At 65.9% G+C, this 14,562-nt stretch carries 24 protein-coding genes; 3 read left to right on the top strand and 21 right to left on the bottom strand.

Annotated elements, in window-relative coordinates; genetic code table 11:
• Window positions 1-115: 115 nt before the first annotated feature.
• From BI343_RS19795 to lysC, 12 genes are all read right to left on the bottom strand, one after another.
• The gene (locus tag BI343_RS19795) at window positions 116-460 is read right to left on the bottom strand and encodes a hypothetical protein (RefSeq protein WP_139165757.1); all 345 of its coding nucleotides are present in this window, start codon (window positions 458-460) and stop codon (window positions 116-118) included.
• Entirely contained in the window at window positions 447-593 is a 147-nt protein-coding gene (locus tag BI343_RS20065; RefSeq protein ID WP_169829015.1) for a hypothetical protein, read from the bottom strand. The genes BI343_RS19795 and BI343_RS20065 overlap by 14 nt, the downstream gene beginning before the upstream one ends.
• The gene (locus BI343_RS15175) at window positions 590-1,390 is read right to left on the bottom strand and encodes a phage tail-collar fiber domain-containing protein (protein ID WP_071110308.1); all 801 of its coding nucleotides are present in this window, start codon (window positions 1,388-1,390) and stop codon (window positions 590-592) included. Before BI343_RS15175 ends, BI343_RS20065 begins: the two co-directional genes overlap by 4 nt.
• A gap of 3 nt (window positions 1,391-1,393) precedes the next feature.
• On the bottom strand, window positions 1,394-2,029 hold the full coding sequence (locus tag BI343_RS15170; protein WP_071110307.1) for a phage tail protein I: 636 nt from the start codon (window positions 2,027-2,029) through the stop codon (window positions 1,394-1,396).
• The gene (locus tag BI343_RS15165) at window positions 2,026-3,018 is read right to left on the bottom strand and encodes a baseplate assembly protein (RefSeq protein ID WP_071110306.1); all 993 of its coding nucleotides are present in this window, start codon (window positions 3,016-3,018) and stop codon (window positions 2,026-2,028) included. The genes BI343_RS15170 and BI343_RS15165 overlap by 4 nt, the downstream gene beginning before the upstream one ends.
• Window positions 3,019-3,020: 2 nt before the next feature.
• A complete protein-coding gene (locus BI343_RS15160) occupies window positions 3,021-3,374 on the bottom strand; it encodes a GPW/gp25 family protein (protein ID WP_071110305.1) in 354 nt (117 codons plus the stop codon).
• Entirely contained in the window at window positions 3,371-4,042 is a 672-nt protein-coding gene (locus BI343_RS15155; protein ID WP_071110304.1) for a phage baseplate assembly protein V, read from the bottom strand. The genes BI343_RS15160 and BI343_RS15155 overlap by 4 nt, the downstream gene beginning before the upstream one ends.
• A 70-nt stretch (window positions 4,043-4,112) precedes the next feature.
• A complete protein-coding gene (locus BI343_RS15150; RefSeq protein ID WP_071110303.1) occupies window positions 4,113-4,832 on the bottom strand; it encodes a DNA-methyltransferase in 720 nt (239 codons plus the stop codon).
• Window positions 4,833-4,871: 39 nt separating this feature from the next.
• Window positions 4,872-5,318 carry a phage virion morphogenesis protein gene (locus tag BI343_RS15145; protein WP_071110302.1) on the bottom strand — a complete coding sequence of 149 codons (447 nt, stop codon included), beginning with the start codon at window positions 5,316-5,318 and terminating at the stop codon, window positions 4,872-4,874.
• Window positions 5,299-5,769 (bottom strand): phage tail protein, encoded by a 471-nt coding sequence (locus BI343_RS15140; protein ID WP_071110301.1) that lies wholly within the window; start codon window positions 5,767-5,769, stop codon window positions 5,299-5,301. The genes BI343_RS15145 and BI343_RS15140 overlap by 20 nt, the downstream gene beginning before the upstream one ends.
• Window positions 5,753-5,959, bottom strand: coding sequence for a TraR/DksA family transcriptional regulator (locus BI343_RS15135; RefSeq protein ID WP_071110300.1), 207 nt, complete (start codon window positions 5,957-5,959; stop codon window positions 5,753-5,755). The genes BI343_RS15140 and BI343_RS15135 overlap by 17 nt, the downstream gene beginning before the upstream one ends.
• Window positions 5,952-6,212 carry an Rz1-like lysis system protein LysC gene (lysC, locus tag BI343_RS20765; RefSeq protein WP_422614118.1) on the bottom strand — a complete coding sequence of 87 codons (261 nt, stop codon included), beginning with the start codon at window positions 6,210-6,212 and terminating at the stop codon, window positions 5,952-5,954. The genes BI343_RS15135 and lysC overlap by 8 nt, the downstream gene beginning before the upstream one ends.
• Here lysC and BI343_RS20760 point away from each other — a divergent pair.
• Window positions 6,211-6,495, top strand: a complete 285-nt coding sequence (locus tag BI343_RS20760) for a hypothetical protein (protein WP_422614117.1) — start codon at window positions 6,211-6,213, stop codon at window positions 6,493-6,495. The genes lysC and BI343_RS20760 overlap by 2 nt on opposite strands.
• Window positions 6,496-6,513: 18 nt before the next feature.
• Here the strand turns inward: BI343_RS20760 and BI343_RS20060 are convergent, their stop codons facing one another.
• The 9 genes from BI343_RS20060 to BI343_RS15090 form a co-directional block, all read right to left on the bottom strand.
• Window positions 6,514-6,684 (bottom strand): hypothetical protein, encoded by a 171-nt coding sequence (locus BI343_RS20060; protein ID WP_169829021.1) that lies wholly within the window; start codon window positions 6,682-6,684, stop codon window positions 6,514-6,516.
• Window positions 6,684-7,496, bottom strand: a complete 813-nt coding sequence (locus BI343_RS15125; RefSeq protein WP_071110298.1) for an N-acetylmuramidase domain-containing protein — start codon at window positions 7,494-7,496, stop codon at window positions 6,684-6,686. The genes BI343_RS20060 and BI343_RS15125 overlap by 1 nt, the downstream gene beginning before the upstream one ends.
• The gene (locus tag BI343_RS15120; protein ID WP_071110297.1) at window positions 7,487-7,795 is read right to left on the bottom strand and encodes a phage holin family protein; all 309 of its coding nucleotides are present in this window, start codon (window positions 7,793-7,795) and stop codon (window positions 7,487-7,489) included. The genes BI343_RS15125 and BI343_RS15120 overlap by 10 nt, the downstream gene beginning before the upstream one ends.
• Entirely contained in the window at window positions 7,792-8,160 is a 369-nt protein-coding gene (locus BI343_RS15115) for a putative holin (protein WP_071110296.1), read from the bottom strand. The genes BI343_RS15120 and BI343_RS15115 overlap by 4 nt, the downstream gene beginning before the upstream one ends.
• A 4-nt stretch (window positions 8,161-8,164) precedes the next feature.
• A complete protein-coding gene (locus tag BI343_RS15110; protein WP_071110295.1) occupies window positions 8,165-8,377 on the bottom strand; it encodes a tail protein X in 213 nt (70 codons plus the stop codon).
• On the bottom strand, window positions 8,377-8,868 hold the full coding sequence (locus BI343_RS15105) for a head completion/stabilization protein (RefSeq protein WP_083340995.1): 492 nt from the start codon (window positions 8,866-8,868) through the stop codon (window positions 8,377-8,379). The genes BI343_RS15110 and BI343_RS15105 overlap by 1 nt, the downstream gene beginning before the upstream one ends.
• Before the next feature lie 94 nt (window positions 8,869-8,962).
• Window positions 8,963-9,637: a phage terminase small subunit gene (locus BI343_RS15100; protein WP_071110294.1), complete on the bottom strand. Its 675-nt coding sequence runs from the start codon at window positions 9,635-9,637 to the stop codon at window positions 8,963-8,965.
• Window positions 9,634-10,659, bottom strand: a complete 1,026-nt coding sequence (locus BI343_RS15095; protein ID WP_071110293.1) for a phage major capsid protein, P2 family — start codon at window positions 10,657-10,659, stop codon at window positions 9,634-9,636. The genes BI343_RS15100 and BI343_RS15095 overlap by 4 nt, the downstream gene beginning before the upstream one ends.
• Before the next feature lie 24 nt (window positions 10,660-10,683).
• On the bottom strand, window positions 10,684-11,493 hold the full coding sequence (locus BI343_RS15090; RefSeq protein ID WP_071110292.1) for a GPO family capsid scaffolding protein: 810 nt from the start codon (window positions 11,491-11,493) through the stop codon (window positions 10,684-10,686).
• Between the two features lie 148 nt (window positions 11,494-11,641).
• Between BI343_RS15090 and BI343_RS15085 the strand changes: the two genes are divergently transcribed.
• The gene (locus BI343_RS15085; RefSeq protein ID WP_071110291.1) at window positions 11,642-13,408 is read left to right on the top strand and encodes a terminase ATPase subunit family protein; all 1,767 of its coding nucleotides are present in this window, start codon (window positions 11,642-11,644) and stop codon (window positions 13,406-13,408) included.
• On the top strand, window positions 13,408-14,436 hold the full coding sequence (locus BI343_RS15080; protein ID WP_071110290.1) for a phage portal protein: 1,029 nt from the start codon (window positions 13,408-13,410) through the stop codon (window positions 14,434-14,436). Before BI343_RS15085 ends, BI343_RS15080 begins: the two co-directional genes overlap by 1 nt.
• Window positions 14,437-14,562 lie beyond the last annotated feature (126 nt).

Raw genomic sequence — 14,562 nt, 5'->3', positions numbered from 1 at the left:
GGGCGGATGGCCGGAAGCATCCGGTCATCCTCATGGCGCGCGATCTAGAATTGGTAGGTCTAATGCAACCGAAGCCCCCGCGAGAAATTGCATTTCTGTTTGCGTGGCAGGTTGTTCAGACCTTCCCTAACAACCACACCACAGCCTTCATGCCGTAGGCAGTCAACGCGAAATTGGCGATGGGGGGTGTGGTGTCAAATAATCCTTGGCCGTAACCATATGAAACTGGATAAAGGAAAGCGGGTGTGCCGCCCCACTCTCCGGACATCGCCCGTAGGTGCAGAAGTACATGCCCATTAAACCTTCCATACTTGTCCTCATCCTGATGAACAAAACGAGCAATCTGGATATCGCCGACGCGCCTTGCTGGCAGGTCAAATACCACGGGATACCAATGATCCGCCTTGCCCTCCACCCGAATTTCATGAACTAGGATGCTGGCGAATTCATCGCGCAGCACTGCTCCGCCAAGCCTCCATCTCGCTAATCTTCGCCGCCACCTTGGCGTCGATTTCACCCGTCTTGCCGCGCACGGTGGCAGTCAGATCTGTAGAGGCGCGCACCAGGTCGGCAATGCTCGATTCCAGGCTCATGCGGTAACTCCTTTCAAATAATGGTTTTGCAGGTCAACGATGGCGGCCGAATTGGCGGCGTGCAGGGCGAGCAGGTTGGCGTGTTCGGATGTCTGCTGGCTAGCCAGCGCATCGAGCCGTTGTGAGGTTTGGCGATCCGATTCGGCCAGCGCCAACAACTGGTTGCCATGCTGGCGCTGTGCCTCTTCGGCACGGGCAAGCCGACTGCCGTGATCAATCTCGCTGCGCATAGCGCGTTGGTTTAATTCCTCTAGGTGTGTCCGCACCACGGACAGCTCTTGCCCGTAATGGGCTAACTGCGCATCCTGCTGCAGATCCACCTGCATGCCTGCGACGGCCGAAGCGGCCAGGCTGGCCAGCTCCTCGGCTAGATGCAGGCTCAGGCCGGCGCCGGTGGATTGGACGACGACGCTATCCGGCGGCACCCCGGCCAGGGTCAGGTCGTAGGCCAGCAGCAGCTCAAGTCCCGCCTGCTTGTAGGCCAATGCGCGGCTGGGGGAGCTCCACACCGCTAGGAATGAGCCGTTTTCCAGCACGAAACCGACCTCGCGTACCCAGAACTCGGCGCTGTCATCAGCCAGCGCCGTCAGATGCAGCTGGCGCGGGCCGACGCTTTTGCCATCGGCGATGGGATAGCGGACGATTTCATGCTGCAAGCTGGTTTGTCCGGCGGTGGGTGTGTAGCCAGCATCGCCCAGCGCGATGTGGGTGATGCGCAGTTTGACGCCGTCGCCGCTGGCTAATTGGATGGCGGCCAGGCCGCTGTCCAGTAGCTGCGGGATTAATGGGGTACTCACGGTTTATCCCTCCATGGAAAAGCGCAGCACACCGCGCGCCTGGGCGGCGCTAGCGGCCTGCATGAGATGGGTGATGGGATGCGCTGGCGGCGGCAGGCATTGCGCGGCGTCGCGCTGCACGGCGCTGATGCGCGCCACGCTGGCCAGGCGCTGCAGCTGGTCAAACTGCGCGCCTACGCGCAGTTCGTAATGGCTACGCTCGTTCTTGGCTTCGTCCACTACCCGGCGCAGGCGGCGGTAAAGGTCGGCGTCCAGCAGCGGCCCGTCCGGGCTGTGGTTGTCGTTGGCCCAGGCTGTCAGCTGGAAGGTGTAGGGCGCCGCGCCAGGGATCTCGCGCCACTCGCGGTATTCGATGCTGAGGCCCAGCGCCGTCATGGCGCGGCGCACCGCGCCGGCTGTGCCCTTGCGCTTGTGAATCGGGATGGATTCGCGGATCAGCGCACGCTGTTGCCGCTCCGTCAGCGCCTCATCCCAGCTATCCACCGACATCGACCAGGCCAGCCAGGGCAGCAGCGCCGCTGGGCACCGTGCCGAGTCGGCCAGGCCGCGCAGCGGCGAAACGTCGAGATCGATCGCGCAGGCGTCCGCCAGCGCGGACTCCAGCGGCGTGCGGTTCGGCGGCAATAGATGGCGGCTCATGCGTCGGCCCTCACCAGCCGCACCTTGCGGCAGTCCGGGTAGTGGCGGCCGTCGCAGCGAATGTCATCGGCGGGTGCGCGCAGTTCGACGCGGCGCACGCCATGGACGTGCAGCGCGCCGAAAATAGCGGATCGCGCCACCTCGCCGTGTAACTGGCGTGTATGAGCCAGCATGTTCGCTAACGCTTCGCGCGCGGCCTTCAGCACCACGTCCAAATCTGGTCCTTGCTCCATCTCGATGGTGGCGTCGACTTCAAATGGAATGGCTTGGCCCAGCAGCGCGCGCGGCCGGTCGGTGATGGGCCGGACATCGTCGTCGCGCAGCAGCAGCTCCACTCTCGCCGGCAAGTCCGCGCCGTCTAAGCCCTGGCGCGGCAGCACCGCGATGGACACATCGCCGGGCAATGGGCTGTCCAGGCCAGCGGCGTAATCGCAGGCCAGCACAATAGCGCCGGCGGGCAGCTGGCCGGCGATGGCCGGTGGCACGGCAACGGCGCGGAAGGTCGGGCTGTCGATGAAAGCGCCGGCAATGTCGCCGCTGGCGCGCAGCGCATGGAACTCATACGCGCCGCGGCTGCCGGCTACGCTCAGCCCTTCCAGCGCCATCTGCGCGCGGTAGCGCAGGCGCTCGTCACTTTCCCATATGGCGTCGGTCGGCGGGGTGGCGTCCGGGTTGGCCGGCTGGATCAGCAAGCGCTGCACGCCGTAGTCGGCGGCGCGGTTGTCGAGATCGGTCTTCTCGGCGTAGGCCAACAGCGAGGCTTTGGCCGCCTCGTTGATGCGCTGGCGCTGCAGCAGGTCGCGGTAGGCGGCCAGCTCCAGCAGCAAGGTCAGCGACTCGCTTTCCAGTTGCAGCGCCGCGGCCAGGCTGTCGCGCAGTTCGGCCGGCGCCAACTGCAGCAACTGGGCCTTGTATTCGGCCAGCAGGGCTTCGTAGTCCAGCGGCTCGATGATGGCCGGCGCGGGCAGGCGGGTGAGGTCGATGGCCATGGTCAGCCTCGCACGGGGATGGAATAGGCCAAGGGCTGGCCGCTGTCGCGGCGCTTGGCCTGTATGTCGATGGTGAGGCGGCCGGCTTGGTCGCCGGCGCCGACGCTGAGCAGCACGCGGGATAGCTCGATGCGCGGCTCCCATTCGGCCAGCGCCATCACGCTGGCGGCCATGGCCTGCATGCGGGTTTTACCGTTTAGCGGCTGGTCGATCAGCTCCGGCAGCAACGAGCCAAAGGTCCGGCGCGCCAGGCGCGAGCCGCGCGGCGTGGTGAGGATGCAAGCAATGCTGCGGCGCAGATGATCGTCGCCGCCCAAGCTGCGGCCGGTGGCGGGATTCAGACCGATGGCGTTCATGGGTTCGGCCCTTCCGTGTTGCCGCCGTGGGCGTCCGGGTGGGTGTGGCTGTCCAGCACCACGCCATTGGACGACAGCGCGCCGCCGCGATGGGTGATGCTGCCGCTGATGGTGGTGGCTCCGCCTGCGCCGCCGGAACCGGACATCCCGGCCAGGTAGCTGAACAGGCCGGATACGGTGGCTTTCGCCTTGGCGAACACATCGCCCAGCACGGTCAGCCGGCCTTGGATGGTGACGTTGCCAGTAAACAGCGATTCCGGGCAGTCCACGGTGACGCGCTGCGCCGCTTGCACCAGGGCGGTTTGAATGCCGCTGACGGCCAGCGCGCCAGTGGCGTGGTTGTAAAGAATACGGGCGCCGTCCGGGTAGACGGTTAGATGCTCGTCCGAGCTGCTGCTGGGGGCGTCGAAGGCGTCGGAATAGATGGCCAACAGCGCCACGCCGCCGGCCGGGTCGCCGCTGGGGCAGAGCAGCAGCACTTGCTCGCCCGCCGTGGGCGGGTTCCAGTCGCGGGTTTGCCCGGCGCGGTGCGCGCCCCAAGGCAGCCAGTTGCTGGTCAGCGCGCCGGTCTGGACGCGCACGCGCCGCGCGGCGTGATCCACCTCGGCAATGGTGCCGAGGCGGATCAGCGACTCGATGCGGCGGGAGAGGTCAGCGAAGTTTTGCATGCCGACCAGTTTGCACAGGCCGGCGCGGGGTGTCGCGCGGTGGGTGTTGTGTGGCGCGACAGCACAACCGCTAGGCGGCGAGAGGCTGTGAAGCCTCCAACGCCAGCCGCGCCTGGCGGTAAATTTCCGGCTCCAGCTCGCAGCCTATGGCGGACAGGCCAAGATTGCGCGCCGCCACCAGGGTGGCGCCACCGCCGGCGAACGGGTCCAGCACATGGCCGCTGGGGCCGGCCAGCTTGCATAGCTCTTCCATCACGGCCACCGGCTTGGCGGTGATGTGGTAGGCATTGGTCGGCTTGCGGCCTTGGAACACGCCGGGCAGGTAGATATCGGCCTTGCGTAGTTTGCCCTTGCTGGCCCACACGATGAATTCCGCCTGCTGTTTGAGTCCGCCTTGGCGCGGCCTGGCGCCGCCGTTGGTCTTGTCCCAGGCGGCCACGCCTTGCCACAGGAAGCCTGCCATCTGCAGGGCATCGGTCAGGGTGGGCAGTTGCCGCCAGTCGATGAAGATGGCGATCAGGTGGCCGTCTTTCAGCACGCGGTGGCACTCGGTCAGCCATTCCACGCACCAGCGGCACCAGCTGCGCTGGTCTTTGTTGTCGTGGGCGAACTGGTGGACCGGGCGTTTAACATCGTTGCCAAGGTATTTGGTAGCGGGCGGCTGCTGGCGCGTGGCGGTGTGCAGGCCGCCAGAGGAGTACGGCGGATCGGTCAGGATCAGATCGAAGTGGTTGGCGGGCAGGGTGGGGAGGAAACGCAGGCAGTCGGCGTTGTGCAGCTGAATGGACATGTAGTTCCTTTTGTTGCGGGTGTTACGGGTATGGCGGTGCTATTTGGCGAGCTGGTCCAGGACTTTGCCGCGGATCAGCTCGAAATCTTGCTGGGTCAACCCCAGCAGCTCGCGCGCCGGGTATTGCGCTTCACGCTGGGTGTGACGGCTGATGCGGTCGCGCAGGCCGTATTGGTGGACGCGGGCGATGCGTTCCACCTGGCGCAGGAAACCGACTTCCACGCCGCCGGCATTGGCTTCGATCTTGAGCCAGCGCGCGGTGCGCAGCTTGGCGAACATCTGGCGGCGGATGCGCCCCTTTTGCTCGCGGTATTGCGGCCGGCGTGAGGTATAACCGCTGCCGTCCGGGTTCTGTTGGGCGGCGATGCGCTTTTGCTGGCTTTGGCGCAGGGCGCGGCCGATGTCGCGGGCCAGGGCGCGGCGAGCGGCCGGCGCCACCTTTTGCAGCAGGCCGGACAGCTCGGATTCAAGCCGGGCGATTGTCATAGACGGTTTCGCCCTTCACGGTGATGGTCCAGTATTCGACGCCGGCGAAGGGTTCGGCCGGCTCGCCGTAGTGGGTGGCCGTAACATTGCCGTGCTGGCCCACGTCCACGCGCACGCCTTCGGACAGCTGCAGGGTGATCTGCACATCCACCGCCGTGGCGCTGATCCATTCCACTTCAAAGCGGAAACCTTTCTCCAGCCGCTCCGGGTTTTGCACCAGCGGCGGCTCGTTCTGCTCGATCCAGGCTCGCAGCGGGATGATGAGCTGGTCCAGATGGCCGGTGAAATCGGTGATGACCAGCTTCAGCGTGTAGCGGTAGCCGAAATGCAGCCGGCCCGGTGCCGTGACGATGCCGCCATCTTCCACCAGCATGATCAGGCGGTCGGGGTTGTCGCGCAGCGCCGGCAAGGCAGCCTCGACTGCGCGGCGCAGGTCAGCGGGCTTGTTCATGATCTTCCTGGCACTGCACACAGCGGGTGCAGCCGGCAATGATGCGCTGGCGCGCTTCCGGTATCGGCTCGGCGCAGTCTTCGCAGTGGCTCAGGCTGGCGCCGTGGGTGAGATGGGCGAACTGGCGGGCGAGGGCTTCTTCGCGCTGGCGTTGCTCCAGTTCCTGGGCGCGGTCGTAGAAATCAGTCATGGCGTGATTGGCATTGGATGATGTGGTTGATCTGTGCGGCGCATTGCTCAAGCGCCGCCCGGTGTTGCTGCCAGCTGTCCGCCAGCTGGGCGTTGGTGATCGGCGCCAACGCCGGTAGGGCGCAGGCCGTTACCGTCGGGCAGGTCAGGATCAGCAGTGGGCGCGAAGGCGGGCTGGCCGGTGGTGTCGAGCAGGCGGGCAACAGGATCAGGGATAACAGCGCTACCCCAGGCAGCAGCGGCAGGCGTGGCATGGATGGCGGCCTCCAGTTTCGCAGCGGCGGCGGCGTGTTGACGGGACAGGGCAGACAGCTGGCTGGCCAGCTCGCGGTTGGCGGCTTGCTGCTGCTGAATGGCGGCGCCCTGGGCGGCCAGTTGCTCGGCCTGGGCGCGGTTGCGTTCGGCCAGCGTGGCGCTGTTGCGCTGCGCGGCGGACAGGCTGGCCGCCTGGCGCTGGAGCTGGCCGCTTTGCTGCCACAGGGTGTAGCCGGCCAGCAGGGCGGCGGCACAGGCCGCGCCAAGGAGCAGACGGGATAACAGGCTTGGAAACATGTCTTAGCCTCCGGTGAAAAATCCGCCCCAATAGAGCAGACCCGTCACGATGCCTTGGCCTAACAGCACGCCGAAGAAGTTGTGGCGACCCTGGCAGGCTTGCCCATGCCGCTGCAGCTCGATGCCAATCGACACGCAGGACATGCCCAAATAGATCCACTGTGGAATGCCCATCAGTCGTTCCCTTTCTGAATCGCGCTTTGATTGATGCGTTCGGCCCGCTCATAGGCGGCCTGCAGCTTGGCGTCGTAGAGGTTTGCTTTGTAGGCCGGGCCGTTGTAGAGCCGGGCCACGTCCGCCCAGCGCTTCGCTTGCAGCGCCTTGAGCAAAGCCGGCTCGGCCAGGATGAAGCGCACGAAGGCATCGAGCTGGGCCGGTTCGCCCGATTCCATCGCCAGGCGCCAGTCGGCGGCGCTGGCATAGCCCAGCCGCTGCCAGTGATAGCCCATGATCTGGAATGCGCCCCAGCTGCAAGACTCGATAGCCAGCTGTTCGCCGCCGATGATTGCCAAGCTGGTGAAGCGCGCCCACTCGGCCGCGCCGCCGGCGTAGCCGCCGCGGGCCTGGTGGCAGAGGGCCGGGTATAGCGCAGCCAACTGGTCGGCCTGTTTGCCGGCGCGCTGATAGGCGACGTGGCGTTCCAGCAGGATGATGGGGCGGCCGTCGGCCAGGAAACCGCTGCCGCGCGACTCCACCGCATTGATGGCCTTGACCACGGACACGCCGACGCTCAGGCGCTCAGCGGCGGCGTGCAAGTCGGCTTCGCTCAGCAGGCGGGGGCCGGCTTGGCCCGCCAGCGCGGCCAGGGTTTTGCCGCCGGCGATGCCGTCCACCACCAGGCCGGCGCGGCGCTGGAAATCCGCGACGGCCGCTTCGGTGGCGTCGCCATACCAGCCATCGACGGCCAGCTTGGCGCCCAAGGCGGCGAGCCATTGCTGCAGCGCTTGCACGTCCAGGCCGTGCGCGCCTTTCTTCATCAGAGCCATGTCTCTTTCCTCAGCAGGAGGGCCAGCCGCGACTGGCGCGGGCCGCTATTGCGGAACAGCTCCACCACGTTGCCGCGCTGGGCGATCAGCGCCAGCAAAAGCGCCAAGTTGATGAACAGCTGCGGCAGCTCCGCCAGCTCATGCCGGCCGAACAGGCGCAGCACAGCCACCGCGCCGGCGGCGACGATCAGCAGGTACGCGAGCAGACTGGCCCATGGCCGGTGCTGGCTGCTGCCGCGCTGGAAGGCCAGCAGCACCAGGGCGAGGAGGGCGGCGACAAAGATGTGGGCGAGGTTCACTTGCCGCCCCCTTTCAGTCCGCGCATGGCGGCGGCCGGATCATCGGCCAGCCGGATCAGCCACAGCAGCACCTTGACGGCGAGGGCGGCGGCGAGCAGCGCGCCCACGCCGGGGCTGGCCTCGATGGGCAGCCAGCGCGCCAGCAGGCTGGCCACGCCGGCGGCGGCGACCAGGCCGGCCAGAAAGCTGACGATGAAAAATCCCGCTTTCTTGGCCAGGCTCAGGCTGTCCGAACTGAGCACAAACACGGCCGCGCCGGCGAAGGCGCCCAGCACCACGGCGGCGTCGATGCCGGGCAGCATGGCCAAGCCGGCGACGGCGGCCAGCATGGCGGTGGTGGCGGTACTGCTTACAGGTTCTGCCATGGTGTTAGTCCCATAGGTTGATAAGGGTTTGCGCGGGCGCCGGGTCGGCCGGCAGGTCCGGCAGTTGAACCAGCGTGCCGCTGGGCAGGACCGGGCCATGCTCGGCCAGCCCTGGGTTGTTTTGCAGCAGGCGTTCCACCACGCCACGGGTCTTGCCGTAGACGCGCCAGGCGATGGCATCCACGCTGTCGCCCTGCATGGCGCGGATGGCGCGCATCAGATCAGCTCCACCGTGCAGCGGCCCACGCCCATCAGGGCGCGCAGGGCGGCGCGGGCGTCGGCGCGCAGCTGGTCGGCGGTGTCGTCCAAATCCTCCGCGCGTTGGCGGGCCGCGCCGGTGGCGTCAAACGAGCGGTAGCGCTCGGCCAGGTCCGCCGCCGCCGTGGCGTAGACCGCGCGGCGCCAGCGCTGCACCAGCACCGATTCGCCGTCGATCTGCTCGGCCTCGATGTCGGCCAGGCGCAGCGCGCCGCCGGCAATCTTGACCATGCGCCAGCCGGCCAGCTCGCCATTGACGGCGGCGATGGCTTCGATCAGCGCGCCGCGCAGGCGGGCGGCGGTGACGGTGCCGTCGTAACGCATGGTGACGCGGAAGTGGGCCGGCTCCACATCCGGCCAGAAGCGGCTGGATGCGATGGCCGCGCCATCGGCCGGCGCGGGCGTGCTGGTGGGCGTGGCGTTGACGGTGTTGATGCTGTTGATCTGCATGGCGCTGTCCTTATGGGTGACGGTGGAGGGGGCTTCGGCCGTTGGCGTGCGCCTGGCGTCCACCCCCTGCCGTCAGTCGCGCGGGGTCGCTCGGTTAGGCCTGGCCGCCAGCGGGCGGCTGGGCGCTGTTCTTGATGGCGCGCTCGATGCGCTCGATGTCCTTTTTGACGCCGACCCGGTTGTCCAGCTGCTGGGCGCGGCGCAGATGTTCCAGTGCGGCGGCTGGCGCCTGCTCGGCCAGGATCAGCCCGGCTTCCTTGAGCAGCTTGGCGCGCACTTGGTCCGGCATATCGTGCTGGTCGGTCAGCTCGGCGGTGTAGGTCAGCGTGTGCAGGTCGAAGGGCTGCTGGCCGTCGCGGGCGCGCTTGGCGGCGTCGGCGATTTCCTCGGCGACGACGGTGGCCGTGGTGCGGCTGAACTGGTCCGGCAGCGGAAGGCCGTGGGCCAGCGCGTATTCGGCGATGTCCAGCGCGCCGCTGTAGTCGCCGGCGTCGATGCGCCACGTCATGACCGTCATCAGGACGTCGTCGGGCTGGCCGCGTCCGCCCTCCAGCGCGCCTTCCACCCAGGGGGCGTAGTCGGGCAGCACTTCGCGCTTGACGGCCGCCTTGCCTTCCATGGACTGGATTTGCTTCAAGCGGCGCTTGTCTTCGGCCAGCTTGACCAGCATCAGCTCGTAGGCGGTGCAGTGGATCGGGCCATCTTCCACGGCCAGGGCCGAAGCCCTGGCCGCGCTGGCCCGCTGGAAGTGGGCGCGGGCGTGGCTCATGGCGCTTTCACCAGCTCGATGTTTTCCACAAGGCAACCGGCCTCGTAGCGCTCCACCACATAGGCTTCGTTGTTGCTTTCGTAGTTGGCCACTTGGTTGAAATCCGGCTCTTCGCGCAGATGGCGGCGGCGGCTGCCGTTCTGGTAGTAGATGGACAGGTTGGACAGCGGGGGGATCATCATCGCGCCGGCCGGGAAGAAGGGCACGGTGACGGCTGGCAGGTTGCCGACGCGCTTCTGGCTGGTGACGACATCGGCCGCCAGCTGCTCGCTGGGCTTGTTGTCCTGGTTGACGATGGGGAAGTACTTGTCATGTAGCAGGTCGCGGCCCAGGATGACCACCAGCTCCGGGTTGCCGGCCAGGGTGGGGTCGATCATGCCGGCCACGGCGTCCATCACCAGCGCGTCGAGGTTGGCGTAGTCGCCGCCGTGGCCGATCAGCACCTTGCCCGATCCCTTCTTCACTTCCGCCATCACGCGTTCCGGCGCTTTCTCGCGGTAGTGCTGCAGCCAGCCCTTGTTGACATCTTGCAGCAGCGGATATTTCACTCGGTCGGTCTGCTCGGCCACGCTGGCACCGTGGAAGCCGATCATCATGCGGTCCAGCGCCTGCTGCTTGACGATGACGTCGCGCAGTTTGGTCTGGAAGTCCGGGAACTTGGCCCAGGTGTCCAGCTGGACATAGGGAATGGCGGTGTCGAATTCGGTGAACTCGCAGCGGTACTTGTGGCTGTTCAGATCGGCCAGATTGCGCGGGCGGCGCGGATTGGTCGGCGTCACCTTGGTGCGGCCGGCGATGGTGCCGAACACGCCCAGGCCCAGCTTTTCGCCTTCCAGTTCATCGACGCCGACGACGTTGATGCGCGACAGGAATTCGCTCGACTCCTGAATGCGGGTTTCCAGCTTCTGCTGGATGGACGGCTGCACGCTGAAGGATTTTTCGACGGCGGCGGCGCTGACGCCATTCAAGCGGGCGATCTGGTCCAGCAGTTGGGTAAAGACGTTGCGGGTTTCGGTTTTCATGCGGTGTGGCTCCGGTAATGGGGATCAGCAGTCGGTGACGATTTCGGCATTGCCGCCGGTGGCGGTGGTGCGCGCCGGGGTGGTGGGTTGGCTGCTCAGCTTTTCCACCAGTGTGTCATGGGTGGTTTTGAGTTGGCCGTATTCCTGGCGCAGCTGGGCCACGTCATCGGCGCGGGCCACGCCGCTGAATTGCTCCAGCACCTGGGCCTGGCTTTCGGCGATGGTTTGAACCGCGGCGGACAGCTCGGCGGTATCGGCGTCCTGGCGTTTGGAGAATTTGCCCAGCACGCCCTTGATCTTGTCGCTGAAGCCGGCCAGCACGCCGGCGCTGTCGTCTTCAAATTCCAGACTGCATTCGATGGCGGCGGTGAACAGGTTGTCCGGCTTGTCCTTGCGGGCGGCCAGAGGACTGGCCTTGGCCTTGGCGCTGAATTCCAGCATCTCGCAGCCCAGGCTGGCGGGGTCGTCGGTGATGGCCAGGCCAACCAGATAGGCTTCGCCGCTGTCGGTGAAATTGGTGTCCACCTCGATGGAGGTGTAAATCTTCTGGCGCGCTTTGGAGAGTGCGACCAGATCTTCGGTGGGGTCGATGATGGCGAACAGCGCCAGCTTGCCGTCTTCTACCTGCTCCGCGCTCAGGGCGGTGACATCGCCGTAGCGCTTGAACGGGCCATCGGGCAACAAGCCCTTGAAGTGTTCCAGATTGACGCGGGCGCCGTACTTTTTGGGGTTGTAGTTGGCGGCCATTTGCTCAATCCAGCTGCGCTCGATGTTGCGGCCGTCGGTGGTGGCGCCTTCGGTGGCGACACGGAATTTCTTTGCCTTGCTTGCCATGGTTTGCGGTCCTCGGTCGGGTGTCTGTCGTGGCGATGCGCCCATATTCCGGGCCGCGCGGGGCGGGGTCGAGCGCTGGCTGTTGTGTGGCGAACGGGCACAACCGGCAGTCGGAGAAGTGCGCCGGACAAGCCGGCAGACTGCCGGCATGGATACTCAAACCCTTATCGCCGAGCTGGACCTAGACCCGCGCCGCCTCGCCCGCGCCTTGTATTGGCAGGGCTGGCGCGTGGCGCGCATCGCCGAGCATGTGGGCGTGAAGCCGGCGACGGTGCATAGCTGGAAGCGGCGCGACGCCTGGGACGATTCCGACCCGGCCGACCGCATCGCGTCCACCATCGAAACGCGGATGCAGCAGCTGATCCTGAAGCCGGACAAGGAAGGGAAGGACTTCAAGGAAATCGACTTGCTGGGTCGCCAGGTGGAGCGCCTGGCGCGCGTGGGCAAGTACAGCCAGACCGGCAAAGAGTCGGATCTGAACCCGAATCTCGCCAACCGCAACGCCAAGCCTAAGCGCCAGCCGGAACGTAACCCGATAACCGACGAGCACAAGGCGCAGCTGGTGGCGGCCTTCCTCGACGGCATGTTCGAGTATCAAAAGCACTGGTACAGGGCAGGGCAGCAAGAGCGCATCCGCGACATCCTCAAAAGCCGCCAGATCGGCGCCACCTACTATTTCGCGCATGAGGCGCTGATTACCGCGCTGGAGACGGGGCGCAATCAGATTTTCCTGTCCGCTTCCAAGGCCCAGGCTTTCCAGTTCCGTTCCTACATCTGCGATTTCGTGAAGGACGTCACCGGGGTGGAGCTGAAAGGGGAGGTGATCAAGCTGCCCAATGGCGCGGAGCTGTCCTTCCTGGGCACGAACAGCCGCACCGCTCAGGGCCGCCATGGCGACTTGTATGTGGACGAGTATTTCTGGATTCCGCGCTTTCTGGAGCTGCGCAAGCTGGCCAGCGGCATGGCCAGCCAGAAGATGTACCGCCAGACGTATTTCTCCACGCCGTCCGCCATGTCCCATGAGGGGTACAAGGTATGGACCGGCGAGCATTTCAACCGCGGCCGGCCCAAGGCGGAACACATCAAGCTAGACGTGTCGCACCAGGCGCTGGCCGGCGGCGTGCGCGGGCCGGATGGCCGCTGGCGCCAGATCGTCACCATCATTGATGCCCTGGCCGGTGGCTGCGATCTGTTCGACATCGACCAGCTGCGGCTGGAGTACAGCCCGGAAGAGTTCCTGCAGCTGTTCATGTGCCAGTTCATCGACGACGGCGCCAGCGTGTTTTCGTTTGCCGCGCTGCAGCGGGCGATGGTGGACGCCTGGGCCGAGTGGGACGACTTCAAGCCCTTCGCCGCGCGGCCGTTTGGCCATCGGCCCGTCTGGCTGGGATATGACCCCAGCCATACCGGCGACAGCGCGGCGCTGGTGGTGCTGGCGCCGCCGGCCGTGCCGGGCGGCAAGTTCCGCATCTTGGAGCGGGCGCAGTTCAAGGGCATGGACTTTGCCAAGCAGGCCGATTTCATCCGCCAGCAAACCCAGCGCTACAACGTGGAATACATCGGCATCGACACCTCCGGCCTGGGCACCGGCGTCTATCAGCTGGTGAAGCAGTTCCGGCCGGACGCGGTGGCGATCAGCTACAGCGTGGAAGTGAAAACCCGGCTGGTACTGAAGGCGCTGGACGTGATCAACAGCGGCCGGCTGGCGTTTGACGCCAGCCACAACGATATCGCCGCCGCCTTCCTGTCGATCAAGAAAACCTCTACCCCCAGCGGGCGCGGCGTTACCTTCGCCGCCGGCCGCTCCGAAGAAACCAGCCATGCCGATTTGGCGTGGGCCACCATGCACGCCCTGGCGCACGAGCCGCTAGAGGGCGCGACTTCCACCAATACCAGTTTCATGGAGATTTTCTAATGGCCAAAGCGCGTAGCCGCAACCTTACCCATCAGCCAGCGACGCCGCCGGCGCCCGCCAGCACGCCGCTGGCGTTTTCCTTTGGCGAGCCGGTGCCGGTGCTGGACCGGCGCGAACTGATGGACTATCTGCAATGCGTGGACAATGGCCGCTGGTATGAGCCGCCGGTGAGCTGGGATGGCCTGGCGCGCAGCCTGCGCGCCAACGTCCACCACGCCAGCGCCTTGACGGTGAAGCGCAATGTGCTGGTCAGCACCTACAAGCCACATCGGCTGCTGAGCCGGTCGGCGTTTTCGGCTTGGCTGATGGATTATCTGGTGTTCGGCAATGCCTACCTGCAGGCCATCAGCAACCGGCTGGGCGGGGTGATGGAGCTGAAGCCGGCGCGCGCCAAGTACGTGCGCCGGGCCAAAGACCTGGCCGGCTTCTGGTGGGTGCCGGGTTTCGACCAGGAGCAGTTGCTCGCCGGCCGGGTGCTGCACCTGATGGATGCCGATATCAATCAGGAAGTGTACGGCCTGCCGGAATACCTGGCCGCGCTGCAATCGGCCTGGCTCAATGAGTCCGCCACGCTGTTTCGCCGCAAGTATTATCTGAACGGCTCACACGCCGGCTTCATCCTCTACATGACCGACGCCGCCAATAACGAGCAGGACATCGACAATCTGCGCAAGGCGTTGAAGGACAGCAAAGGGCCGGGCAACTTCAAGAACCTGTTCATGTACGCGCCCAACGGCAAGAAGGATGGGCTGCAGCTGCTCCCGATCAGCGAAGTGACGGCGAAGGACGAATTCCTCAACATCAAGAACGTGACGCGCGACGACGTGCTGGCCGCGCACCGCGTGCCGCCGCAGCTGCTGGGCGTGATCCCAGGCAATGTCGGCGGCTTTGGCGACGCGCCCAAGGCGGCCGGCGTGTTCTACGAAAACGAGATCAAGCCGCTGATGATGCGGCTGCAGGAGGTCAACGACTGGCTGGGCGAGGAGGTGATCCAGTTTGGGGAGTATGCGCTGGCGGCTACTGTCTGATACATGAGGCAGATCACACAAGGGGTCTTGCCCGCACGGATGGTCGATCAGTTCGTCAGAAATGAGTTTGGGGCCTTCGGTCTCTTGGTCTGCTTGGGGGGATCGCAACGGTCATGGGGAGTTTCT

Origin of the sequence: Chromobacterium amazonense (assembly GCF_001855565.1) — a bacterium.
GTDB classification, from domain to species: Bacteria; Pseudomonadota; Gammaproteobacteria; order Burkholderiales; family Chromobacteriaceae; genus Chromobacterium; species Chromobacterium amazonense.
Note: the sequence above shows the minus strand (reverse complement) of the source record. Positions and strands in the feature narration are given on the sequence as shown.